The sequence below is a fragment of the Streptomyces sp. NBC_01241 genome (assembly GCF_041435435.1).
Classification (GTDB): domain Bacteria; phylum Actinomycetota; class Actinomycetes; order Streptomycetales; family Streptomycetaceae; genus Streptomyces.
Map to the genome: position 1 here is coordinate 3355484 of NZ_CP108494.1, position 24908 is coordinate 3380391.

General features: G+C 70.2%; 19 protein-coding genes, 1 pseudogene and 1 riboswitch. Of the genes and pseudogenes, 2 read left to right on the forward strand and 18 right to left on the reverse strand.

Annotated features, from left to right (window positions below):
• Positions 1-181: 181 nt before the first annotated feature.
• From OG306_RS14640 to OG306_RS14710, 15 genes are all read right to left on the reverse strand, one after another.
• Positions 182-1567: an NAD(P)/FAD-dependent oxidoreductase gene (locus OG306_RS14640; protein ID WP_266906437.1), complete on the reverse strand. Its 1386-nt coding sequence runs from the start codon at positions 1565-1567 to the stop codon at positions 182-184.
• A 471-nt stretch (positions 1568-2038) separates the two neighbouring features.
• Positions 2039-2980: an exopolyphosphatase gene (locus OG306_RS14645; protein WP_371665362.1), complete on the reverse strand. Its 942-nt coding sequence runs from the start codon at positions 2978-2980 to the stop codon at positions 2039-2041.
• Positions 2981-3127: 147 nt separating this feature from the next.
• Positions 3128-3661 carry a DUF501 domain-containing protein gene (locus tag OG306_RS14650; RefSeq protein ID WP_124722936.1) on the reverse strand — a complete coding sequence of 178 codons (534 nt, stop codon included), beginning with the start codon at positions 3659-3661 and terminating at the stop codon, positions 3128-3130.
• 70 nt (positions 3662-3731) lie between these two features.
• The gene (locus tag OG306_RS14655) at positions 3732-4202 is read right to left on the reverse strand and encodes an FtsB family cell division protein (protein ID WP_266746617.1); all 471 of its coding nucleotides are present in this window, start codon (positions 4200-4202) and stop codon (positions 3732-3734) included.
• 212 nt (positions 4203-4414) lie between these two features.
• Positions 4415-5701 (reverse strand): phosphopyruvate hydratase, encoded by a 1287-nt coding sequence (eno, locus tag OG306_RS14660; protein ID WP_266746618.1) that lies wholly within the window; start codon positions 5699-5701, stop codon positions 4415-4417.
• Between the two features lie 340 nt (positions 5702-6041).
• On the reverse strand, positions 6042-6788 hold the full coding sequence (locus OG306_RS14665; protein WP_266746619.1) for a transglycosylase family protein: 747 nt from the start codon (positions 6786-6788) through the stop codon (positions 6042-6044).
• 3 nt (positions 6789-6791) lie between these two features.
• Positions 6792-6963, reverse strand: a riboswitch (cyclic di-AMP (ydaO/yuaA leader).
• Positions 6964-7263: 300 nt separating this feature from the next.
• A complete protein-coding gene (locus tag OG306_RS14670) occupies positions 7264-8244 on the reverse strand; it encodes a transglycosylase family protein (RefSeq protein WP_371665363.1) in 981 nt (326 codons plus the stop codon).
• A 105-nt stretch (positions 8245-8349) separates the two neighbouring features.
• Positions 8350-9771, reverse strand: a complete 1422-nt coding sequence (locus OG306_RS14675; protein ID WP_266746621.1) for a cytochrome P450 family protein — start codon at positions 9769-9771, stop codon at positions 8350-8352.
• Between the two features lie 9 nt (positions 9772-9780).
• A complete protein-coding gene (locus OG306_RS14680) occupies positions 9781-10755 on the reverse strand; it encodes a nucleoside triphosphate pyrophosphohydrolase (protein ID WP_266746622.1) in 975 nt (324 codons plus the stop codon).
• A 45-nt stretch (positions 10756-10800) separates the two neighbouring features.
• Entirely contained in the window at positions 10801-11457 is a 657-nt protein-coding gene (locus OG306_RS14685; protein ID WP_266746623.1) for a SurA N-terminal domain-containing protein, read from the reverse strand.
• A 208-nt stretch (positions 11458-11665) separates the two neighbouring features.
• Positions 11666-12499 carry a glycoside hydrolase domain-containing protein gene (locus tag OG306_RS14690; RefSeq protein WP_266746624.1) on the reverse strand — a complete coding sequence of 278 codons (834 nt, stop codon included), beginning with the start codon at positions 12497-12499 and terminating at the stop codon, positions 11666-11668.
• A gap of 227 nt (positions 12500-12726) precedes the next feature.
• Positions 12727-13248, reverse strand: coding sequence for a hypothetical protein (locus tag OG306_RS14695; protein ID WP_266746625.1), 522 nt, complete (start codon positions 13246-13248; stop codon positions 12727-12729).
• A gap of 251 nt (positions 13249-13499) precedes the next feature.
• A complete protein-coding gene (locus tag OG306_RS14700; RefSeq protein ID WP_371665364.1) occupies positions 13500-15038 on the reverse strand; it encodes a serine/threonine-protein kinase in 1539 nt (512 codons plus the stop codon).
• Positions 15035-15664, reverse strand: a complete 630-nt coding sequence (locus OG306_RS14705) for a hypothetical protein (RefSeq protein ID WP_371665365.1) — start codon at positions 15662-15664, stop codon at positions 15035-15037. The genes OG306_RS14700 and OG306_RS14705 overlap by 4 nt, the downstream gene beginning before the upstream one ends.
• Before the next feature lie 98 nt (positions 15665-15762).
• The gene (locus tag OG306_RS14710; RefSeq protein WP_266746628.1) at positions 15763-17865 is read right to left on the reverse strand and encodes an N-6 DNA methylase; all 2103 of its coding nucleotides are present in this window, start codon (positions 17863-17865) and stop codon (positions 15763-15765) included.
• Positions 17866-18172: 307 nt separating this feature from the next.
• Here OG306_RS14710 and OG306_RS14715 point away from each other — a divergent pair, with 307 nt between their 5' ends.
• Together OG306_RS14715 and OG306_RS14720 are read left to right on the forward strand one after the other, a co-directional pair.
• Positions 18173-19030, forward strand: coding sequence for a DUF4190 domain-containing protein (locus tag OG306_RS14715; protein WP_266906424.1), 858 nt, complete (start codon positions 18173-18175; stop codon positions 19028-19030).
• 28 nt (positions 19031-19058) lie between these two features.
• Positions 19059-19811, forward strand: coding sequence for a hypothetical protein (locus tag OG306_RS14720; protein ID WP_266906422.1), 753 nt, complete (start codon positions 19059-19061; stop codon positions 19809-19811).
• Between the two features lie 136 nt (positions 19812-19947).
• On the opposite strand, the gene OG306_RS14725 is transcribed toward OG306_RS14720, so the two are convergent.
• The 3 genes and pseudogenes from OG306_RS14725 to mfd form a co-directional block, all read right to left on the reverse strand.
• Positions 19948-20718, reverse strand: coding sequence for an HNH endonuclease family protein (locus OG306_RS14725; RefSeq protein ID WP_266746631.1), 771 nt, complete (start codon positions 20716-20718; stop codon positions 19948-19950).
• A 129-nt stretch (positions 20719-20847) separates the two neighbouring features.
• Positions 20848-21036, reverse strand: a pseudogene (locus OG306_RS14730) (helix-turn-helix domain-containing protein); the annotation flags it as partial.
• Between the two features lie 36 nt (positions 21037-21072).
• Positions 21073-24603: a transcription-repair coupling factor gene (gene mfd / locus OG306_RS14735; protein ID WP_327259151.1), complete on the reverse strand. Its 3531-nt coding sequence runs from the start codon at positions 24601-24603 to the stop codon at positions 21073-21075.
• Positions 24604-24908: the final 305 nt, after the last annotated feature.

Here is a 24908-nt window from a genome sequence, read left to right on the forward strand (position 1 = left end):
GCGTGCGCCATCCCGCTACAGCGCAACGGAAAGGCAAAATACCTGTACTGCACACTTATTCAGGGGCGTACGTCGAACGGGATGCGCGGATACGCCGAAAGGGCCGCCCGCACCACGGATGGCGGACGACCCCTTCGGGCGTTGTGCGTGTACTGCGCGGGCGAGTGGGCCCGCGGGCGGGCTAGGAGGCCTTCGCCTTCTCGCCCACGGCCTTGGCGGCGGCCGGTGCCGGGGCCGGCTTGGCGGCCTCGTAGAACTCCTCGCGCGGCGTCTCCATGGCGCCGAGCGAGACGACCTCGCGCTTGAGGAACATCGCAAGGGTCCAGTCGGCGAAGATCCGGATCTTACGGTTCCAGGTCGGCATCGCCATACCGTGGTAGCCACGGTGCATGTACCAGGCGAGACGGCCCTTGAGCTTGATCTTCATCTTGCCCATGACGATCATCGCGACGCCCTTGTGCAGCCCCAGACCGGCGACCGCACCCTTGTTGGCGTGGCTGTACTCCTTCTGCGGGAAGCCCCGCATCCCGGAGATGACGTTGTCACCGAGGACCTTGGCCTGACGCAGCGCGTGCTGGGCGTTCGGCGGGCACCAGGCGTTCGGGTTGCCGGCCCGGCGGCCGACCATGTCCGGGACCTGGGCGTTGTCGCCCGCGGCCCAGATGTAGTCGGTGCCCTGCACCTGGAGCTTCTCGGAGGTGTCCACGTGACCGCGCGGACCGAGCGGCAGACCGAAGCGGGCCAGCGCCGGGTTCGGCTTCACGCCGGCCGTCCACACGATCGTGTTGGAGTCGACCTCCAGGCCGTTCTTCAGCACGACGTGACCGTCGACGCAGGAGTCCATGGAGGTCGAGAGGAAGACCTCGACACCACGGGACTCCAGGTGCTCCCGGCCCCAGGTGCCCAGCTTCGGGCCGACCTCGGGAAGGATCTTGTCGGCGGCGTCGACGAGGATGAAGCGCATGTCCTCGCGCTTCACGCTCGTGTAGTACTTCGCCGCGTCGCGGGCCATGTCCTCGACCTCGCCGATGGTCTCCGCACCGGCGAACCCGCCACCCACGAAGACGAACGTCAACGCCCTGCGGCGGATGTCCTCATCGGTCGTCGAGTCGGCCTTGTCCAGCTGCTCGAGGACGTGGTTGCGCAGGCCGATGGCCTCCTCGATGCCCTTCATGCCGATGCCCTGCTCGGCGAGGCCGGGGATCGGGAAGGTGCGGGAGACCGCGCCCATGGCGACGACCAGGTAGTCGAAGGGCAGCTCGTAGGCCTCGCCGACGAGCGGCGCGACCGTGGCGACCTTGCGGTCCTGATCGATGGTCGTGACGCGGCCGGTGAGGACCTCGGCCTTCGGCAGTACGCGTCGCAGCGGGACGACGACATGCCGAGGCGAGATGCTGCCGGCGGCAGCTTCGGGGAGGAAGGGCTGGTAGGTCATGTACGACCGGGGATCGACGACCGTGACGGTCGCCTCGCCGTAGCGCATCTTCTTCAGAATGCGCCGAGCTGCGTACAGGCCTACGTACCCACCGCCTACTACGAGGATCCTGGGACGCTCCGTGGTGCTCATGCCATCGAGTATCCACCCCCCTCGGGGGGCGGGCTCGTGAGCCCCTTCACAAGGTATCCCTCACCCTCTGCTACACTTCGCCGCCCCCGTGACCGAGGTCATGACCCTGGAGGGGAACCACGGCGCGGCGGCGAACGTTACTCACCGCCTGTGAGCTGGCCCTTGAGCCTGTGGACCGGGCGAACCACCACCTGGATCCGCACGCCGGCAACGTGCCCGGAACGGTCCCGTATCGGTACGGAACGACTCCGCGAGCGGCCCGCGATGCCCGTACGGAGCAGAACTGCCCTCCACGGGGCCGAATTCCTTGTGAAGAAGTTCACGAACTTCGTCGCGATGTGTCCCGCGGAGCGCCCCTCGGGTCGCCCACACCGGCTCAAAGGTGCAGGCCAAAGTGCGCATGAGCGCCGTACCGGCACCCTGCGGAAGGCCGGTGCGCAGCGCCGCTCGCGGGCGCCGCGGGAGCGGGGCCTACGCGACCGACCAGCCGATTCCGTCGAGGATGTCGTGCTCGCTGACGACGACTTCCCGGGCCCCGGTCCGCTTCATCACGGCAAGCAGGATCAGCGCCCCGGAGGTGATCACATCGACCCGTCCCGGATGCATGGCGCCGATCGCGGCACGCTCGGCGTGGGTGGAGGCGAGGAGCCGTCCGGTGATCTCCTGGACCTGGTCGAGGGAGATCCGGGAGTGGTGGATCGCCTCGGAGTCGTACGCGTCGAGCCCCAGGGCGATCGCGGCGACGGTGGTGACCGTCCCGGCGAGGCCGACGAGGGTGGCGGCCCCGGTGAGCGGGACGCTCTCCTCGGCGAGGTCGAGGGCCGCGTCGATGTCGGCGCGGATCGCGGCGATCTCCTCGGGGGTCGGCGGATCGCTCACGACGCCGTCGTGCACGAGGTGCCGCTCGGTCATCCGGACGCACCCCATGTCCACGGAACGCGCGGCCCGCACATGGTCGTCGCGGACGACGAACTCGGTGGAGCCGCCGCCGATGTCCACAACGAGATACGGCTTCTCGAAGTGGTCGCGGCCCATGAGCTCCTTGGTGGCGCCGATGAAGGAGAACTCCGCCTCCTCGTCACCGCTGATCACCTCGGGCTCGACGCCCAGGATGTCCAGCACGCCGCGGACGAACTCGTCCCTGTTCTCCGCGTCGCGGGAGGCGGAGGTGGCGACGAAGCGGATCTTCCGCGCGCCGTGCTCCTCGATCACCTCCGCGTACTGGCGGCAGACGGCGAAGGTCCGCTCCAACGCCTCGGGCGCGAGCCGGCCGGTGCGGTCGACGCCCTGCCCGAGGCGGACGATCTCCATCCGCCGGTCGAGCTCGACGAGCTCACCGGTGGACGGGTCCGCGTCGGCGACGAGCAGACGGATGGAGTTGGTACCGCAGTCGATGGCGGCCACGCGGGTCATGAAGTACTCCCAGATCAAGCCCCTCCGACGATCGAGGAGCGGGGTCAGAGGCAAAGCCCCAAATCAAGCCGCCCCTCCGCCCCGATCCAAGCCCCTCCGGCGATCGAGGAGCGAGGATCCGGGGGCAGAGCCCCCCCGGGGGAAGGGTCAGCCCTCGTCCGGCGCGCCGCACGGCGAAACGCACGGCCCCTTGCGCCACCACTCCGGCAGCATCGCGATCGCCTCGTCGCCCAGCGGGTTCACCCCGGGCCCCGCGGCCAGCGAGTGCCCGACCAGCACGTGCAGGCACTTCACCCGGTCCGGCATGCCCCCCGCGCTCGGGAAGCCCTCCAGCACCTCGATGGCGTCGCGCCGGGCGATGTAGTCCTCGTGCGCGGCCCGGTACGCGGCGGCCAGCTCGGGGTCCGTACCGAGGCGCTCGGTCATCTCCTTCATGACCCCGTTCGCCTCCAGCGTGCCGATCGCGGACGCGGCACGCGGGCAGGTCAGGTAGTACGTCGTCGGGAACGGCGTACCGTCCTCCAGCCGGGGCTGCGTCTCGACCACGTCCGGGTTGCCGCACGGGCAGCGGTGCGCGATCGCGCGCAGCCCGCGCGGCGGGCGGCCCAGCTGCTGCTGGAACGCGGCGATGTCCGCCTCGGTGGGCGCGGTGGACTCGGTCTGCGGAGGGGGGGTTTCCATGCCTGCCTAGGTTCTGGTCGGGCTGCTCGAACTGCGGTTCTGCAGAGGGGTGATGGAGGGACGAAGAGAGTCAGTCGCGGTCGGCGCTGTCGACGCCGTCCCAGAGGTTGGAGTGCCACGGCCGGTCGGAATCGTCCGTCTCGCCGTTGCGCTCCTTGACCGCGTCGGGGTCGATCACCGTGTAACCGGTCTCCCCGGGAAGAAGGTAGTGCAGGTGCTTGCGTGCCAGCTGCCTGACGTACGCGTCGTCCTGGAGGCGCGCCTTCTCGTCGCGCAGCTCCTCGGTGCGGGCGCGGGCCTCCTGCGCCAGTCGCTCCTGGTCGGCGATCTCGTCCCGCTGCGAGACGTACTGCCGCATCGGGTATGCGAGCGCCACCACCAGGGAGCAGACGACGAGGGCGAGGAAGGCCGCCCGGCCGGTGAGCCGGGAGCGGCGGGCCTGGCGGCGGTTCTGCGACCGGTAGACACGGGCGGCGGTCTGCTCGCCGAGCAGCCGCAGCCGGGTCGCGGTGGAGAACCGGTCCCGGTCCTTCGCGGCCATGTCTCCGCCTCCCCATTACGCACGTCCGTCCCCGCACACGGTACGGGACCGAGTGCGGGGACGGACGGAAGCCGGGTGCTTCGGCCCGCGACGGGCCGGTGCTCAGCCCTCGGGCCGGTGCTCAGCCCTTGCAGTGCTTGTCAGTTCGCAGAGCGCTATTCCTATTAGTTCGCAGAGCGCTGTGCCTATTAGTTCGCAGAGCGCTGTGCCTATTAGTTCGCAGAGCGAAACCGGGGGAACGCCGAGCGGCCCGCGTACACCGCGGCGTCGTCGAGGATCTCCTCGATGCGCAGCAGCTGGTTGTACTTGGCGACGCGGTCCGAGCGGGCCGGGGCGCCGGTCTTGATCTGGCCGCAGTTCACCGCGACGGCGAGGTCCGCGATGGTGACGTCCTCGGTCTCACCGGAGCGGTGGGACATCATGCACTTGAAGCCGTTGCGCTGGGCGAGCTCGACGGCGTCCAGGGTCTCGGTCAGCGAACCGATCTGGTTGACCTTGACGAGCAGGGCGTTGGCGGAACCCTCCTCGATGCCGCGGGCCAGGCGCTCCGGGTTGGTGACGAAGAGGTCGTCGCCGACGATCTGCACCTTGGCGCCGAGCCTGTCGGTGATGACCTTCCAGCCGGCCCAGTCGTCCTCGTACAGCGGGTCCTCGATGGAGACCAGCGGGTACGCGGAGACGAGCTCCTCGTAGTACTCCGTCATCTCGGCGGCCGAGCGGGACTTGCCCTCGAACTCGTACGAACCGTCCTTGTAGAACTCGGACGCGGCGACGTCGAGCGCGAGCGCGATGTCCTTGCCCGGGACGTAGCCGGCTTCCTTGATGGCCTCGACGATGAGGTCGAGGGCGGCGCGGTTCGACTCCAGGTTCGGCGCGAAGCCGCCCTCGTCGCCGAGACCGGTCGAAAGTCCCTTGGTCTTCAGGACCTTCTTCAGCGTGTGGTAGACCTCGGCACCCCAGCGCAGCGCCTCGGAGAAGGACTCCGCGCCGATCGGAGCGATCATGAACTCCTGGATGTCCACGTTGGAGTCGGCGTGCGACCCACCGTTGAGGATGTTCATCATCGGAACGGGCAGCAGGTGCGCGTTCGGGCCGCCGAGGTAGCGGAAGAGCGGCAGGTCCGAGGCCTCGGAGGCGGCGTGGGCAACGGCCAGCGAGACGCCGAGGATGGCGTTGGCGCCGAGCGAGCCCTTGTTCTCGGTGGCGTCCAGGTCGAACATCGCCTGGTCGATCAGCCGCTGCTCGGTCGCGTCGTAACCGACGAGCTCCGGGCCGATCTGCTCGATCACGGCGAGGACGGCCTTCTCCACGCCCTTGCCGTGGTAGCGGTTGGGGTCACCGTCGCGAAGCTCAATGGCCTCGAACGCGCCGGTGGAGGCGCCGGACGGCACGGCAGCACGGCCCGTGCTGCCGTCGTCGAGGCCAACTTCGACCTCGACCGTGGGGTTCCCCCGGGAGTCGAGGATTTCCCGGGCTACGACGACGTCGATGGACGGCACGAGGCATCTCCTTCTGGGATATGACACTGGTTGTGCAGGGTCACTTTGGCCTTGCGACAAGAGCCTAACCGGCCCGGCCCGCTCAGCCGGACGACCGCCCGACCCCTGGGACGAAAAAGGACCCAAGGACGCTCATCGTCGGACAAACCGTCAGAATTTTACTGGTCAGTAACTACAACAGTTGAACGATCACACAGAGCGGAAGCGTCACGCGGGGGTGGTGCGTAGGGGTGACACGCGGGGTGGCACGCGGGGTGGCACGCGACACAGGAAACCCCGGCCCGGCGCATACGGGGGGATGCGCGCCGGGCCGGGGTGCTCGGGGAGGAGAGGCCCTGGACTACTTGGTCAGGTGCAGCTGCTGACCCGGGTAGATCAGGTCCGCGTCCTTGACGATGTCCTTGTTCATCTCGAACAGCCGCTGCCAGCCGCCCTTGACCTTGTGGTCGGCGGCGATCTTGCTCAGGGAGTCGCCGGAGACAACCTTGTACTCGCCGTCACCCTTCTTGACCTTCTGGCCGGTCGGGGTGGTGACGGTCTCCTTCGACTCGGCCTGCGGGGCGGCGGAGCGGTCCGAGCGGTTGGCGGCGGGGGCCTCGGTGCGCTCGGCCTTCTTCGGCTGCGACTGCTGCTTCGGCGCGGCCGGGGCGCTCTGCTGCTTGGTGGCGCCGGAGTTCGAGGAGGAGCCGGTGTCGACGCCCGGGTTCACCCCGTCGTTGCGCAGGTTGCCGGCACCGGCGCAGCCCCAGGCGCCCGGACCCTGCACGGCGAGGAGCTTCTCGGCGGTGGCGATCTGCTGGGCCTTGGTGGCCAGGTCGGCACGGGGGGCGTACTGCGTACCGCCGGCGGCGGCCCAGCTGGACTGCGAGAACTGCAGACCGCCGTAGTAGCCGTTACCGGTGTTGATGGACCAGTTGCCACCCGACTCGCACCGGGCAACGGCGTCCCAGGTGGCGACGGAGGCGGCGGAGGCGCCGGTCGCACCCATCAGCGGAACGGCGACGGCGGCACCGGCGACACCGGCGAGCGTGGCGACACGGACGGCCTTGGACGGGCGGCGGTGCTTGCCCTTGCTGGAAAACAGCATGGAACTTCTCCTCACCGACGCCTACGAGGTGAGCTGTCGGGTTCGGGCCAAGTGAGTTGCCCGGCCGCACGTCCTAGCGCGCGACTTCACCCCAAGCCGGTCCTGATGCGTCTTTCGACGATCGGGCCCGGCGCTTACCTGGGTCCCCCGCTCCTGCCTACGGCGCTTTACGCGTCTCTTCCCTTCGACCGACGGCAGGATTCGGCGTGACGGTCGACGGGGCCCGCGGTGCGAGCGGTTCCGACCGTAAACATAGGCAACCCCCACTTTCAAAGATGGACACATCGGACAATCAGCCCTTACTTGCATGTGAGGAACCATCGTTTTCGCAGGTGGGAGGCGATACGGCCGGAGCCCCCGGGCGCGACACGCCAGTTGACGCAAAGAGACCCATGTCTCACTTACGCATAAGCGGACATAGGCCTCTGAACTGCCCCGATTTTTGGGTCTCTTTTAGTCGATTTTCAGACCGCCCTCATTCGGCCTTCACGCCGAGATCGAGACTCTGGCCAGGGAGAATGAGGTCCGGGTCAGAGCCGACGGCACTCTTGTTGGCCTCGTAGAGCGCGGGCCAGCCACCAGGAACCTTCTGTGCGTCAGCAATCGCCCAGAGATTGTCGCCGGGGCGGACGGTGTACGTGCCGTCGGCGGCCGAGGCGCCCGCGTCGCGTGCGTCGCTGTCGCCACGTGAGGCGTGGCGGCCCGACTCGCGGCCCAGCCCGCCGTCCGCGCCCCGGCTCGCCTCGGAGGCCGGTGCGCCACGGTGCTTGCCACCCGTACGGCCGAGGGAATCGGATGAATCACGCGCATCGGGCACTCCGGGCGCGTCGGAGGACGGGGCGGCCGACTCGGTGGCCGAGGGCCGCGTGGAGGACTCGGCCTTGCCCGTCGACCCGTCGGCACCGCCCGAGCCCTTCGAGCCGCCCTTGCCGTGCGTGGCGCCCTTGCCGTTCGTGGCGCCCTTGCCGTTCGACGGAGTGGCGCCGCCGGACGGGGTCGCCGACGTGCCGTCAGCCGGCTCCGTGCTCTGTGCCGGCTCGGGGGCGGGCGCGATCCCCGGATCGACGCCCGGCAGCGTCCCGTCCTCCGCGAGGCCGGAGATGACCGCACAGCTGGGCCAGGCCCGCGGGCCACGGTCCTCCAGGACCTTCTCGGCCACGGCTATCTGCTGCGCGCGGCTGGCGAGGTCGGCGCGCTCGGCGTACGAAGCGCCGCCGTACGCCTTCCAGGTCTCCTGCGAGAACTGCAGGCCGCCGTAGAAGCCGTTGCCGAGGTCGGCGCTCCACATGCCGCCGCTCTCGCACTCGGCCACCCGGTCCCAGGTCGTGGCGTCGGCCGCGTGCGCGCCGGCCGCACCGAGCAGCGGGATGGCGATGGCCGATCCGGTCACGCCCGCGGCGACGACGATGGCGGGTGCCTGACGAGGGCGACGGTGTCTGCCGTTCGCGGAGCCCATGGGGATGCCTTCCGTGTGACTGACGAGTGACTGGTGAGTCGAACGGTGAACCTAGCGGGACTCGAACGCGCGTCACAAGTCGATGCAGCGCAGATCACGTGAAAGTCACGGAGTTGACGGGACATCACTTCGTGTCGGCGCGGACCCCGGTGTGAACTCCACGGGCAGTGTGCGCAGTCCACGCATGATGAGCCCGCCACGCCACCTCAAATCGGCAGGTTCCACCGCAAGTCGCAGGTCGGGAAGGCGTCTCAGGAGCGTGGCGAGGGCGGTCTGTCCCTCCAGCCGGGCGAGCGGTGCTCCCAGGCAGTAGTGGATGCCGTGCCCGTATCCGAGGTGCTGATTGTCACTCCGCGCGAGGTCGAGCGTGTCGGGGTCCTCGAAGCGTTCCGGGTCGCGGTCGGCGGCGGCGAGGACGACGAGTACGGGGTCGCCTGCCGCGATCTCCTGTCCGCCGAGCGTCAGCGGCTCGGTGGCGAACCGCCAGGTCGCCAGCTCCACCGGACCGTCGTACCGCAGCAGTTCCTCGATCCCGGTCTCCAGCAGCCGGCTCTCGCCCGCGTCGAGGGAGAGTTGCAGCCGCTCGCGCTGTGCGGGGTTGCGCAGCAGGGCGTACACGCCGTTGCCGACGAGATTGACGGTTGTCTCGAATCCGGCGAACAGGAGGATGAAGGCCATGGCCGCGGCCTCGTTCTCGGTGAGATGCTCGCCGTGGTCGCTGGCCCGGATCAGCCCCGAGATCAGATCGTCCCCCGGGTTCTCCCTTTTACGGTGGATCAGTTCGGCGAGATAGCCGCGCATCTTCTTCACCGACCTGGCCACCCCGCCGCGCGGGCCGCCGCCGTGCCGGATCATCATGCCCGCCCAGTCCCGGAAGTCGTCCTGGTCCTCGGGCGGGACGCCGAGCAGGTCGCAGATCGCGTAGATGGGGAGCGGGAACGCGAAGTCGTGGATGAGGTCCGCCTTCCCCTCCGCGATGAAACGGTCGATGAGGCGGTCCGTCAGTTCCTGCACCCGCGGGGCGAACTCGGCGACCCGGCGCGGGGTGAACGCCTTGGAGACGAGGCGGCGCAGCCGGGTGTGGTCGGGCGGGTCGATGTTCAGCAGGTGCGTCATCAGCTCCGCCTTGCGCTCGCCCGGGATGCCCGTCTTCCCCTTGGCGTGCGCCGGCTCGGCGTGATGCGCCGGGTTCTTGGAGAGCCGGGCGTCGGCGAGGGCCTGACGGGCATCCGCGTACCGGGTCACGAGCCAGGCCTCGACGCCGCTGGGCAGTGCGGTGCGGTGCACGGGGCTGTGCTCGCGCAGCCAGGCGTAAGCCGGGTACGGGTCGGTGGCGAACTCCCACGTGAAGAGTTCGGGTGCGTCGGCGGGACGGGCGGCGGACCGACCGGCGGGGCAGGCGGCGGGATCGGCCGCCGGCTGATCGGCGGGACAGGCGGCGGGGTCGGCCGCCGGCTGATCGGCCGGACGGTCGTCGCGGCCGTCCGCGGGCTGACCGGTGGGGCGGGCGGCGGGGCTCTGGTTCACCCCCCGACGTTATCCGTTGCCCTCCGCCGCCCGGATGGCGTCCCGGTAGGCGCGGCCCGCGGCCCGCAGTGCGGCCTCGGGGTCGATGCCGTCGCGTTCGGCGCGTACGGCGAGGGCGAGGAGCTCGTAACCGATGCCGTCGCCCGTGGGGAGCGCCACGTCGAGCTCCGCGGTACGGACCCGGCCGGCCAGTTTCGCCGCCAGGGCGAGCCCGGGCTGGCCGAGCGGCACGCCGTCGGTGACCGAGTCGCGCTGCTTCTCGACGGCCTTGGTCCGCAGCCAGTGCGCGTGGACGTCCTCCGGGGTCTCGGCGGTCTCGTCGCCGAAGACGTGCGGGTGGCGGTGGATCAGCTTCTCGACGAGGGTCGCGGCCACGTCGTCGACGGAGAAGGGTTCCTCTCCATCCTCAGGGCGGCCGTCCTCCGCGATCCGCGCGTGGAAGACGACCTGGAGCAGTACGTCCCCGAGCTCCTCGCGCAGTTCGTCGCGGTCGCCGTCCTCGATCGCCTCGACGAGTTCGTACGCCTCCTCGATGGCGTACTTGGCGAGCCCTTTGTGGGTCTTCTGCGAGGTCCAGGGGCATTCGAGCCGGATCCGGTCCATGACCTGGACCAGATCGAGGAGCCTGGCGCCCGGCAGATCGTACGAACCGGGCAGCAGCTCCAGGTCCGGCATCTGCACCCGTCCCGAACCGGCCAGCCGGGCGAGCCCGTCGGTCAGCGGCTGGTTGCCTTCGCCGCCCGTGAGGACGACGACGCTCCGGCCGCCCGCGCAGGCGTCGACGAGCTCCTGCGCGGTGGGCGCGGACTGCTCGACGGCGACGCCCGCCTCGCGCAGATACGGCAGCTGCGGATTGTCCTGCTCGGCGCAGAGCACCCGGTCGGCGGCGTGCAGCGCCTGCCAGGCGGGCCAGGACAGGAGCCCGGGCGCTACGCGGTGACTGGCGGTGAGCAGGACGATACGGCCGGGATCTTCAGCGTTCACCGTTCGAATCTACTCCGGTCGGTCCGGTCGCCGTTTCCCCGTCTCCTAGATGCCGGACTCGGCGTCCGCTCCGGCGGGCTTGGTGACCTGCTTGATCCAGGGGGCCTTGTAGTTGGCGAGCTGGGTCTGCTTGTCGTCCCAGGCGCCGTAGCGCGGATTGACGTCGACCTTCAGTTCTTTCGACGCCTTGCTGAGCGCGTCGCCGACGGCCTTCTGTCCCTCGGGCTGCTGCAGGTCGGCGCCGAGCGCCTGGGCCAGCTTCGTCAGCTGGACCTGCTCGCGCAGGACGGCGTCGATCTGGTCGGGGGCGACCCAGCTCTGCTGGAGCATCGCCGTCCGCAGCTGTGCCTCTCCCCCGGACTGGGCGGCCGCCGCCTTCCGCATCTGCTGGATCTCGTTGCGGCTGACGGTCACGCCCGCGTCCCGCGCGGCCCGGTCCAGGACCCGGTCGAAGATCATGCCGTGCAGCTTGGCCCGGCTGAGCTGCCCGGACTTGTCGATGAGCTGCGAGGCGTCCTTCGAGTCGCGCTGGGCCTCCCGCACCGCCGCCACCTGGCCCTGCAGCGTGGACACCTCGATCCGGTCCCCGCCGACGAGGGCCGCGGCGCCCGGGTGGGCCTGGCTGCCGCAGGCGGTCAGGAGTGGGGCTCCGGCCAGCAGGGCGGCGGAGACGGTGAGCACGGTGCGACGGCGGCGGTGCAAAGGAAACCTCCCGGGGAGAGTTTGTGCATCAGTGCACAAGACCTTGCGGTGATCGATGTTAGGCAGTGGATGTGGTTGAGGCCACTGGTTCGACCAACGATTCGGAAGGAGTTGGGGTTGTGGAAGCCCGCGCGGGGCTCCGCGGCGTTCAGGAAGGCCGTGCTCGCCGCCCCCCGCGTCGTCGGCAACGGGACCCGGCCTCCGGGAACTAGCCCACTATCGCGACGGGCGCGTCCCAGGCGTTCCGGTCGATCGTGAGCGTGCCGCCGGTGTGCGTCACCTTCTTGTTGACGGCGAACTGGTGGCCGCGGCGGTGCCCTGTGTACAGCGTCGACGCGTACGGGAAGCCCTTCGTGGTGGAGTACACGTCGTCGTAACGGGCGTACCAGAGGATCTCCGGCAGGTCCGTGCGGTTCGTGGCGTTGGCCACGACGGCGGCGCTGGAGTTGCTGAAGCCGTAGAAGCCGGACCAGTAGCCCTTGGCCTTGACCGTCTTGTCGAACGACCGGATGTAGGCGAGCACCGTGTTCACACAGGAGGTGTTCTTCGGGTCGAAGTACTCCATGTCGAGGTAGACCGGACTGCCCGGCTTCATGCCGAGCGCCGCTTCCTTCGCCACGGCGTCGTTGGCGTCGGTGACGGCCAGTGAGGTGGCGTTGGCGGCGGTCATCTTCTCCGGGTTGGCGCTGGTCTGGCACGGCGGCTGCGCGCCGACGTACAGCGGGACCAGCTTCCAGCCGACGGCGCTGACGGACTTCACCCAGGAGGCGGTGAGGTTGGGCTGCGCGCAGCCGCGGTTCTTCCCGCCGACGTACACGGCGGCACCGTGGTAGACGGAGGAGCTGTACCAGCCCTTCATGGTGGTCAGCGACGGCGCGGTGCAGGTGTCGAAGACAGCCCCGGTGTAGATCTTCGGCGCGGGCCTGGAGACCGTGGTGGCGGTGGCGGCCTGGGCGAGGAACGCACCCCCGGCGAGAACGGCCACGCCGGCCACGGCCAGGGAGATACGACGGCTCTTCTTGGATATGCGGTGAGAAGGCACAGAGACCTCGACAGTGCTCGAAAGAAGTGTGAGGCCGACGGGGCAGGCGGGTCGTCAGCCGCCCCGGCGGCAGATCACGGTCTCACACCGCGATCAACGGCTCGCCGACAAATGGGGCGTTCTGTCCAGCCGTTGCGGAAACTTGGCGTGCTCATTGCCTTCACCGCCTGCGCCGGGGCCCGTCGGTCGCCTTCACCGCCTGCGTCGGGCCCCGGCCCTGCCGGTTCCTACGCCGCCGCTACGGCGATCCGCTGTGCCACCGCGTCAAGCTCCTTGCGGCTGATCAATGGGAAGAAGAGGCGCAGAGCACCCCCCAGCGACTCGTCGACCAGGATGAACGAATGCTTCACCAGCCCCCGCTTGACCTCGGTCCGCTTCACGTCCTTGATCTGGAACGTGGCCACGTGCCGCTCCGGCTTCACAAAGAGAAAGGACTGGTTCGCCTGGAATATGAACAACTGCTTCCCGGTCACCGCCAGGTACATCGGCTGCGGAGCCGCAGCCATAGTCATGGCACCACCGCTCAGGACCGCCGAAGCAATCCCCATCACCATGTTCTTCTTGAACGAGACCTCGCTCAGATTCACCAGCGCGGTCACCTCGACCTGCTCACCGGGCTCCAGCATCTCCGCAACGGCAGCCAGCAGCGCCCGACGTCGTCTCGCGTTCAAAACACACCACTCCGGATGGATCGAAAAAGTACGGTGCGGCGAGCGGGCGCAGAGAACCACGCGAAGAGCGACAACCACACCAGGGATGCAAGGTTCTTGAGGCTGGGTACAGCTCAGCACGCGTGCCGGGTTACCTTGCCACACGAAGACGCGCCGTCGTGCCGCCACCCCTCATCCGACTCAGCACCCCGGACCGGCTGAGAATCTCCCCCTCCGCCGGCCCGCCCGTCGAACGTGACATTCACGCACTGGTCCGCAAACTCCGCGACCTGATGAAAGCCCCGTGCAATGGCCGGCGATTCGGACCGTCGCGCCGGTCGGCCGCCGGGTCAGCCGCCGTGTACCTCCACCTGGCGGTCGAGTCGACGGCGCAGCTCCACCGGCAGTGGGTGGTGCGGTCCGTAGACCCGCTCCGTGTCGTACAGGAGCCCCTGCAACTGCACACGCGCCGCAATGTGGTCACCGACCGCGAGCAGCAGGTGCCCGATGCGGTTGCGGATCTCGAAGGAGCGGGCCGGATCGTTGCCCATGGCGTGGTGGTTCTCGTAGTACGGGAGAACGGCGCGGTATTCCGCGAGGGCGGCGGCAGGTTCGCCGAGCTGTTCCAGGCACTGGGCCGCGTCGTAGCGGAACTGGAGCGTCTGGGCGTCGGCCGGGCCGGCCTCCGCGGCGCGGTCGTCGGCGAGGCGGCGCAGTTCGGGCAGGGCGCGGCGGTACTGGCCGTCGTCCATCAGCGTCGCCGCGTACTGCTTGCGCAGGATGCGGACCACGGCGGAGTCCTCGCCGTGCTGTTCGGACGCGACCGGGAGGATCGAGCCGAGGATGTCCACGGCCTGGGTGATGCGCCCCTCGCCGAGCAGCTTCTTGACATCGTCGACGGCGGCTGCGACATCGGGCCGGGCGGCCGTCGGTGCGGGTGGGGCCGGGGGCGGGGGCGGTGTGGTGGCGCGGTCGGGCCAGGGGGCGTGCGGGCGCAGGAAGGGGCGGGTCGGGTCGAGCGGCCCGGTGGGCAGCCCGTCGCCCCGGGAGGGGAGCAGCGGGGCGAGGTGTTCGTACACCTCCTGGGCGTCGGCCGGACGGTGCTGCGGGTCCTTGGCCAGCAGCCGCAGCACCAGCGTTTCGAGCGGCTCGGGGATGTCGGGCCGGATCCGCCGGACCGGGAGCGGCGGCTCGTACAGGTGGCGGTGCAGCACGCCGAGGGCGGTCGATCCCGCGAACGGCACGTCGCCGCTGAGGAGTTCGTGCAGGAGCACACCGAGTGCGTACAGATCGGTGTACGGGCCGACGGCACCGCCCATCGCCTGCTCGGGCGCCATGTAGGCCGGGGAGCCGATCGGCGAACCGGTGTGGGTGAGGCGGGTGGTGTCGGTGTCCAGGACGGAGGCGACGCCCAGGTCGAGGACGGTGACGGTGCCGTCCGGACGCACCATCACATTGCGGGGCTTGAGGTCGCGGTGGACGATCGGCACCGCGTGCACGGCGCAGAGGACGGCGCAGAGCTGGGCGGCGACCGCGACGGACCACTGCCAGGGGTACGGGTCGTGCTCGGCCAGGTGGTCGGCGAGGTCGGCACCCTCGACGTACTGCATGACGAGGAACAGGTCGTCGCCATCGCTCCCCGCGTCGTGGACCGTGACCAGGCCCGGGTGGCCGACCTGGGCAGTGACCCGGCACTCACGGACGAAGCGGCGGCGCAGCTCGTCCGCCGCCTCGCTGCCGACGGGGCCGGTGACCCGGTCGGGGCGGAGCAGCTTCACCGCGACCCGGCGGTCCAGGCGCTGGTCGTACGCCGTCCAGACCTGCCCCATGCCGCCCTGACCGAGGACGGTCGCCAGCTGGTACCGCCCGCCGATGACGCGTCCGCTCACCGGTTCTCCTCCTTACGGAGGTAGTCGCTCAGCTCGTCGAGCTCGGCACGGACCTGGTCGATGCGCTGGGGCGCGGCGGGCGGATAGCCGTAACCGGGGGTGGCGGAGGGCGGGGCCGGGGTCAGGGGCGGGGCCTGGGTCGGCGGTGGGGACTGGGTCAGCGGTGGGAACTGGGTCAGCGGTGGGGACTGCTGCGGGACGTATCCGCCGTACTGTCCTTGCGCCTGGGGATGAGGCCCGGGCACAGGCGGACGGAGGGTGCCGTACGGTCCGTCGGGGCCGTAGTGGCGTATCTCCGCGTACAGGTAGTAGGCGACCACGCCGGCCATGACTCCGAATATCCAGGAGACCCCGATGAACGCCTCCGCGTCGCTCGTCTTCTCGGGGTCCTCCGGCATGACGATCATGAACGCGAAAAGCCCTGTGTTGAGCGCGAACACGAGCGCGAGCAGGGCCCAGTCCCGCCCCTTGCGGGTGACAATCGCGAGCCGCAGCATCGCGGCCCAGCCCAGGAGACCGCAGCTCAGCACGGTCAGTGCCACGAAAACCACGCGCAACGCCGTCAGCACCGCCGAGGACGGACGACGCTTCGGTTGCTGCTCCGGCGGATAGCCGTAGCCGTGCATCTGCTGCTCCTGGAAGGCGTATGTCGGACGTGTGCAGTGAGCGTATACACCGACACCGACAACTGGTCCCGAGTTGTGCGCAACCGTTGTGGTTGACGTCACTTCGGCGGGACCGTGCCGTCCGTCAACCCGTCGTACATCCCCTGGACCAGCTGCCCGCCGAGCCGCCCGGCCAGCCGGAGCGCGCCCTCGAACTCGGAGAGGGCGCGGAACCGTTCTCCGTACTTCCGCTGTTCCGCGAGCGGTAGCCGGGGCAGTTGGAGGCGGCGGGCGTCCAGCCGGGTGGCGGTGGAGGCGTAGCTGCTGGCCTGGCGGTTGTTGGCGGTGCCGCGCAGGAAGCCCGCGAGGAACCAGGGGTCGAGGGCGGCCGGATCGGGGCGCAGCAGCTGGAGGTTGCGGCCCAGTGCGGCGCCCGCGGTGGACTCGTCGATGACGCGGGTGACGGAGCCGCCGCCGAGCACGGGGACGACGACATCGCCCGGTTCGACGAGGACGGGCTCCTCGGAGGGCCCGTCGGCGGGGAGGCTTCCCGAAGGGGCGGCGGAGCCGAGGACGTCGTGTTCCGTGAGGACGGGGACCGGGCCGGTGCCGGAGCCGCCGGTACGGAGCTGGAGTGCTCCGGCGCGGGCGAGTTCGCCGACGGTGGTGAGCGGCCAACGGGCCGGCTCGGCGGGGGTCACGGCCGGCGGAGTGAGGGAGCCGGTGAGTCCGAGCGTCTCGGTGAGCCGTTCCCGTACGCGGATCAGCTTGGCCGGCCCGCCCGCGGCGGCCGGGGACGGCAGATGGCGGGCGGGGGCCAGGTCCACGTCGTCGTCGAGGAGTTCGATGACGGGGACGGCGCTCGCGCCCACGCCCTTGGCCGCGTTCTCGCGTTCGCCCTCGAACCATCGCCAGGCTTCGAGCACGGCGCTGCGCACCGCCTGCCAGTCGAGCCGGTCGCGCCCACCTGACGGAGTGGCGGCCGTCGGCCCCGCCGAGGGGGATTCGGCGGGCTCGGCGGTGTCGACGAGCAGCAGTTCGGGCGAGGGGTGCGGGCCGCTGCCCGGCTTGCGCAGCACCCAGAGGTGGAGCGGGATGCCGTACGGGGGTGCGGCGCCGGCCGGGAGTGCGATGACGGCGCGCAGGGCGCCGCGGCGCAGCAGATCCGCGCGGATCCGGCGACCGGAGCGGCGCGATGCTGCGGCCGGGGGCATCAGGAGTACGGCGGTGCCGCCCTCGCGCAGATGGGCCAGGGCGTGCTGGACCCAGGCGAGTTCGGACTCCGTACGGGCCGGGAACCCGTACTCCCAGCGCGGGTCGTACGCGAGCTCGTCGTGGCCCCAGTTGCGTTCGTTGAACGGCGGGTGGCAGAGCACGGCGTCGGCGGCGAGCTGTGGGAAGGCGTCGGCGCGCAGGGTGTCGCCGGCCCGCGCCGCGAGGGTGCAGTTGTTGTCGGGGTCGGTGTGCAGGGCGAGCCGCAGTGCGGTGAGCGCGGCGAGGTCGGGGTCGGCCTCCTGCGCGTACAGGGCGGTCGGGCGGTCGACGGCGCGCAGCAGGGCGCCGGTGCCCGCGGCGGGGTCGAAGACAGTACGGGCGGGCTGTTTCCCGGTCTCCACCAGGGCGGCCATGAGTTCGGCGAGTCCGGGCGGTGTGAGTGTGTACTGGCGTGGGTTGGCGTCCAGTTGGCGGCCGAGCAGGAACTCGAAGGTCTCCCGGGCCCCGGTCTCCGCGGCCATCTCCGCGGCGCCCCGGAGCAGCGGAACGGACGGAAGCAGTTCGGCGCGGCCGGGAGTGTGAACAGCCCGTCCGGCTACCGTGGCGGGCCCGAAGCGGTCGGCGAGCATGTCCTTGAGAGTGAGGGACAGCACACCGGCCATCGCCTCGTCCGACACAGCGGCGATCTCCCGCCAGGCGGTGGGGCTGTTGCGCCGGAGCAGCAGGGCGCAACCGGTGTGGACCAGGGCGGGGACCGCGCCGGCCGGGTGTCCGGCGAGCTGCTGCCAGACCCGTTCACGGAGCGGGACCTCGGCGAGTTTCCCCTGGTCACGCAGCCACTGCTCGACCTCGGGCAAGGCGAAGGACGGGCTCGTCTCGGTGCCACCGACGGGCTTGGGGAAGTCGGCATGGCGGCGGCGCCAGTTACTGACGGCGGCCCGCCCCACGCCCGCGAGCCGGGCGATCCCGGCCGCGGTCACCTCTGTCGAGGTCGAGTTCTCCGGCACTGACTGTCTCCCTGGTCCTGGCACTGGCTGGTCCTGGTACCGACTGGTCCCGGCACTGGCTGGTCCCGGCACTGACTGTCCCGGCAGCGGCTGGCCTGGCACTGGCTGGCCTGGCAGTGACCTTCGTGCGGTGTTGGCGAGCATACCGATCCCGGTTACGCGCCGCCGATTCACAGCGTGTATCAACCCCTCAAGCGTGAACCATGTTGACTCGGTTCACAAGCTCTGTTGTTATTGGCCCATCGCTACAGGAGCGATGCGCGAAACCGCTCACCACTCATCTCTGCATCCGCCGGAGGGCACAGCCATGTCCCAGTTCACGCAGCCGCCGCAGTCCCCGCAGCCCCAGCAGCCGTACGCTCCGGCCCAGATGCCGGGCGCACGCCCGGCCCGTAACGGACTGGGCATCTCCGCCCTCGTCCTGGGTGTCATCGGCGCCGTGTCGGGGCTGATCCCGTTCTTCTTCTGGCTGGCGGGCATTCTCGGCGTCATCGCCCTGATCCTGGGTCTGGTGGGCCGGGGCCGGGCCAAGCGCGGTGAGGCCACCAACAAGGGCATGGCCACCTTCGGCGCCGTCCTCGGCCTGATCTCGCTGATCCTCTCGGTGGTGGGCGCGGTGATCACCTTCAAGGCGGTGGACGACGCGGTGAACGACCTGAACAAGGCGGTGTCGGACACCACAGCCTCCGCGAAGCCGAAGCCCGGCGGCGACGGTTCCGCCAAGGACGGCGGATCCGACAAGAAGGGCGGCGCCGACAAGAAGAAGGACACCGGAAAGGCGCTGGAGGCCGGCGACTCGGCCGTGTACGACGACGATCTGACGGTCACGGTCGGCGACGCCACCTCGTACACCCCGGACGCGTACGCCGCCGGGCACACCAAGGGCAACAAGGCCTACCGGGTCGCCGTCGTCATCGAGAACGCGGGCAAGGAGAAGTTCGACTCCGCGCTCGTCAACGTCACGGCCCGCGACGGTCAGGAGGGCGCGGACGCCGAGCAGATCTTCGACGGCAAGGTCGGCGAGGGCTTCAGCGGAACGATCCTGCCGGGCAAGAAGATCACGGTCCAGTTCGCCTTCGACGCCCCCGCGGACGCCAAGGACCTGACGGTCGAGGTCAACCCCGGGTTTACGTACGACGCCACCCAGTGGGACCTGAAGCTCTGACCTTCTCTCCCGACCGGAGCCGACCATCATGCGCCCACTCGCCCGCACCACGGCAGCCGCTCTCTGCACCGTGACAGTCCTCGCCCTCACGGCGGCCTGCGGCACGCTCTTCGACGACGAGCGGACCGCCGCCCCCTATGCACGGCTGACCGGCCCCGAGGTCGTCAACAAGGCCCTCGCGGCGACCCGGGGCGCCAAGTCGCTGCGCATGGCGGTGGAGACGACCTCCGCCGAGGGCCCGGTCAGTGCGTTCGTCGCCACGGATGTCAGGGGCGCGTGCACGGTCACACTCTCCATGGGCGCGGCAGGCACCCTGGAGCTGGTGCGGACGGAAGGCACGGTCTACACCCGGTCCGACGCCGCGATGCTGAGGGAGGCCGCCGCCCAGGACGGCCCGCGCAAGAACACCGCCGCCGACATCGAGAAGCTCACCGGCCGCTGGGTGAAGGCCCCCACCGGCGACCCGTACGCAGAGCCGGCCGAGCGCTACTGCGACCGGGAGGCGTTCCTCGGTCTCCTCGCACGCAAGAGCGGGACGGCCCGCAAGGGGAAGACGACGACGCCCGGCTCCGGCTCCACCTCCGACATCCCCGCCCTGACCGTCAACGGCAGGACGGACGAGGGGACATGGACGGCAACCATCGCCTCCGAGGGCAGGCCCTACCTGTTGAGAGCGCGTCTGACGAACGACGCCGGCGGCAACGGCCGCCCCCTCACCGTCGAGTTCTCCGGGTTCAACAAGCCGTTCTCGGTGAAGAAGCCACAGATCTCACCTTCTTGACCAGCCGGACACCACGGAACCCTTGACCAGCCCGACACCACGGAACCCGCCCCCACCCGGGTGGGTTCCGTCGGCGCGTTCACAGCCGATGCCGCGCACCGGGGCTCACGCCCCGGGCACCCACGCGCTGCGGAGTTCATCCCCCGCACTGCTCCAGCATGGCCTGCTTGTCGGCGGCGGTGACCGGCAGTTCGTACTTCAGCGACACCTGCGCGAACCGCACCGCGTACGAGCAGCGGACCGGCTTGTACGGCGGCAGCCAGGACGCCGGTCCCGAGTCGCGCTTGGCGTTGTTGGCCGGGCCGTCCACCGGGAGGAGATTGAGCGGGTCATTGGCGATCTGCTGCCGCTTGGTCTCGTTCCAGCGGGCGGCGCCCATCTGCCAGTCGTACGAGAGCGGCATGACGTGGTCGATCTGGACCTTGGTGGCCTGCTGCTTGCGCCAGTCGATGGTCGAGCCGGTGTAGGGATCCTTGAGGGTCATCGACACGACCACGCAGTTCGATCCGGAGCGGAACTTCACGTCCTTGCCGTCCCTGGCGAGGAGGTCGTTGCGGGTGTCGCAGCCGTTCCGGGCAAGCGGTATCCCGTCGACCGAGTCCTTCCACGCGTAGCCGAACTTGTCGCGCGCGTACCCGGTCTTCGGACCCCGCCCCTTCGTCGCGACCTTCTCGATGATCTTCCGGCCGGCTGCCCGGTCCGCCTCGGAGGTGAGCGGTGCGAGCCCTGGCTTCGTACCGTCGGCGTTGTTCAGCGGACTCGCCCCGAACCCGGTGACGGCAGCCTGTCCACCGCCCTGCTGCCCGGCCCCGGAGGACGTCTGCTCGGGGTCGCAGCCGGCCAGGGCCAGCACCGCCGCCGCGCCGATGGCGGGCAGCATCACTCGGTACGTGCGCGGAGGTATCACTCGAAGCCGTCCTGACGGGGAGAAAGCCGAACCCGGGAATCGTACGGATGTCTTCCCCGCTGACGGGCATTCATGGGCACGCGAACGGCCGGATGCGGCCGGAATCACACCGTCCGGCCGCCCTCCCCCTCACACCTTGCCGATGCCCAGGGTCATTTCGGACGGCAGCAGTCCGGATCCGATCGCTGCCATCCGGAACGGCCCCAGCAGTTCGACGAGCCGCTCCCGCTCCTCCTCGCCGAGCACCCGCCACGGGGCCGCTGCCGCCTCGTCCGTACGCCGCTCGGCCTCGGCACACAGCGCCCGCCCGCCGGATGTCCGACGGGCGGGCGTTTACATCGAGCGGTCCAGGAACTACGACCCCAGGATCGTCGTGAGGAACTCCCCCGTCCACGCCAGCAGTTCGCGGCCGACGACCGGCTTGCCGCCGATCCTGCCGGTGGTGGGGCGCGGGACCAGGATCTGGTGGACGGCCGGCTTGATGACCGTCTTCGGGTAGAGGCGCTTCAGACGCAGCTCCTGCGATTCGCGCAGCCCGACCGGGGCGAACCGGATGTTCGAACCCTGGAGCACGATCTCGCCGACGCCACAGGCGCGGGCCAGCATGCGCAGACCGGCGACCAGGAGCAGGTTCTCGACCGGCTCGGGGAGCTTGCCGTAGCGGTCGGTGAGTTCCTCGCGGACCGCCCTGATGTCGTCCTCCGTGTTGGCGGAGGCGATGGCCCGGTACGCCTGGAGGCGCAGCCGCTCGCCGGGGGCGTAGTCGTGGGGGACGTGGGCGTCGACCGGAAGCTCGATCTTGACCTCCAGGGGCGGTTCCTCCTCCACGCCGCCTTCGAGGGAGGCCCGGTAGTCGGCGACCGCCTCGCCCACCATGCGTACGTACAGGTCGAAGCCGACGCCCGCGATGTGGCCCGACTGTTCGCCGCCCAGGAGGTTTCCGGCGCCGCGGATTTCGAGGTCCTTCATCGCCACGTACATGCCCGCGCCCATCTCGGTGTGCTGGGCGATCGTGGCCAGCCGCTCGTGGGCCGTCTCGGTGAGCGGCTTCTCCGGCGGGTAGAGGAAGTAGGCGTAGCCGCGCTCGCGGCCCCGGCCGACCCGGCCGCGCAGCTGGTGGAGCTGGGAGAGGCCGAAGTTGTCGCCGCGTTCCACGATCAGGGTGTTGGCGTTGGAGATGTCGATGCCGGACTCGACGATCGTCGTGGAGACCAGGACGTCGAACTTCTTCTCCCAGAAGTCCACCACCACCTGTTCCAGGGCCTGTTCGGACATCTGACCGTGTGCTGTCGCGATCCTCGCCTCGGGGATGATCTCGCGCAGTCGGGCGGCGGCCCGGTCGATCGACTCGACGCGGTTGTGGATGTAGAACGCCTGGCCCTCGCGGAGCAGTTCACGGCGGATGGCCGCGCCGATCTGCTTCTCCTCGTACGGTCCGACGAAGGTGAGGACCGGGTGGCGCTCCTCGGGCGGCGTGGTGATCGTCGACATCTCGCGGATGCCGGTGACGGCCATTTCGAGCGTACGGGGGATGGGCGTCGCGGACATGGTGAGAACGTCCACGTTGGCGCGGAGCTTCTTCAACTGCTCCTTGTGCTCGACGCCGAAGCGTTGCTCCTCGTCGACGATGACCAGGCCGAGGTCCTTGAACTTCGTCTCGGAGGAGAAGAGGCGGTGGGTGCCGATGACCAGATCGACGGAGCCCTCGCGAAGCCCTTCGAGGGTCGACTTGGATTCGGAATCCGACTGGAAGCGGCTCAGCGCCCGTACGTTGACCGGGAACTGGGAGTAGCGCTCGGTGAACGTGCCGTGGTGCTGCTGGACCAGGAGGGTCGTGGGGACGAGTACGGCGACCTGCTTGCCGTCCTGGACCGCCTTGAAGGCCGCCCGTACCGCGATCTCCGTCTTCCCGTAGCCGACGTCGCCGCAGATCAGCCGGTCCATCGGGACGGACTTCTCCATGTCCTCCTTGACTTCGGCGATGGTGGTGAGCTGGTCGGGCGTCTCCGCGTACGGGAAGGCGTCCTCCAGTTCGCGCTGCCAGGGCGTGTCGGGGCCGAAGACATGGCCGGGCGCCGCCATCCGTGCCGAGTACAGCTTGATCAGGTCGGCGGCGATCTCCTTGACGGCCTTCTTGGCGCGCGCCTTGGTCTTGGTCCAGTCGGCGCCGCCGAGCCGGTGCAGGGTCGGTGCCTCGCCGCCGACGTACTTGGTGACCTGTTCCAGCTGGTCGGTCGGAATGTAGAGGCGGTCGCCGGGCTGGCCACGCTTGGCGGGGGCGTACTCGACGAGGAGGTACTCACGGGTGGCGCCCTGCACGGTGCGCTGCACCATCTCGATGTAGCGGCCCACCCCGTGCTGCTCGTGGACGATGTAGTCGCCGGTCTCCAGCGTCAGCGGGTCGATCGTCTTGCGGCGGCGGGCCGGCATCCGGCCCAGGTCCTTGGTGGCGGTGCGCTGGCCGGTGAGGTCCGTCTCGGTCAGTACGGCGAGCTTGAGCGCCGGGTCGACGAAGCCTTGGTCGATCGCGCCGCAGGAGACGTGGACCAGGGACGGGGAGATCTCGGCCAGGTCGGGATCCAGCCGGGCCGCGATGCCCTCGCCGCTCAGCACCTCGACGGTACGGGAGGCGAGCCCGTGGCCCTCGGTGACGTACACCGTGCGCCAGCCGTCGGCGATCCAGCCCTTGGTGTCGGCGAGCGCGCGGGCGGTGTCGCCCCGGTACGACTCCGGGGCGTGCATCGTGAGCTTGAGGGTGTCCTCGTCGAGCTCCTCGTCCGCGGCGAACGGGGAGACCGACCACCACATCATCTCCAGCTCGCGGGCCCGGTCGCGGACGTCCGCGATGCCCCACAGCGATGCCGCGCCGACGTCGATCGGGGCCTCGCCGCCGCCCGCGGTCGCCGCCCAGGACGCCTGGAGGAACTCCTGGCTGGTGGCGACCAGGTCGGCGGCCCTCGTACGTACCCGCTCCGGGTCGCAGACCAGCGCCATCGAGCCCTTCGGCAACACGTCGAGCAGCAGTTCCATGTCGTCGACGAGGACCGGGGCGAGGGACTCCATGCCCTCCACCGCGATCCCCTCGGCGATCTTGCCGAGCAGCTCGCCCAGCTCCGGGTGCTGCTCGGCGAGGGCGGCGGCCCGCGCGCGGACCTCGCCGGTCAGCAGCAGCTCCCGGCAGGGCGGCGCCCACAGTCCGTGCTCGGCGATCTCCAGCGACCGCTGGTCGGCGATCTTGAAGTAGCGGATCTCCTCGACGTCGTCGCCCCAGAATTCCACCCGAAGGGGGTGCTCCTCGGTCGGCGGGAAGACGTCGAGGATGCCGCCGCGCACGGCGAATTCACCGCGCTTCTCGACCAGTTCGACCCGGGAGTACGCGGCTGCCGCGAGCGCGTCGACCGTCTTGCCGAGGTCGGCGCTCTGTCCGATGCGCAGCGCTACGGGTTCCAGGTCACCGAGCCCCTTGACCTGCGGCTGGAGCACGGAGCGCACCGGTGCGACGACGACCTTGACGGGCCCGGTCTCCGGGTCGTCCTTCCTCGGGTGCGCGAGGCGCCGCAGCACGGCGAGGCGGCGGCCCACGGTGTCGGAGCGGGGCGAGAGCCGCTCGTGCGGCAGGGTCTCCCAGGACGGGAACTCGGCGATCGTGTCCGGCGGCAGCAGGGTGCGCAGCGCGGCCGCCAGGTCCTCGGCCTCCCGGCCGGTCGCGGTGACGGCGAGCACGGTCCGGTCGGTCTCGCGGGCCAGCGCGGCCACGGCGAAGGGGCGGGCGGCGGGCGGGCCGACGAGGTCGACACGCATCCGGTGGCCGTCGGTCGCGGCCTTCACCGCTTCGGAGAGTGCCGGGTCACGTACGACGACATCCAGCAGACCGTGCAGGCTCATGAAGGGCTTCCGTCCGGGTAACGAGGGCGAGGTCTGACAGCCGGCTGCTGCCAGGGGGCGACGCGTAGGGGCAACACGAAGGACCCGACACGTCTCACGGGCCGGGGGTTCCCAGCGTACGACTCCGCTGTGACAGCCGCGCCCGCAATCCGGCTCAGCGGGTCGGATCCGGCCGCCACCGGGCCGTCGCCGGATCCGGCCGCCACCGGCCCGTTCCCCGGACGCACGCAGCCGGCCCCGGGGTGTTTGGAGGAACACCCCGGGGCCGGCTCAGTCATCCTACGTCGGGCGCCGGAATCACCAGT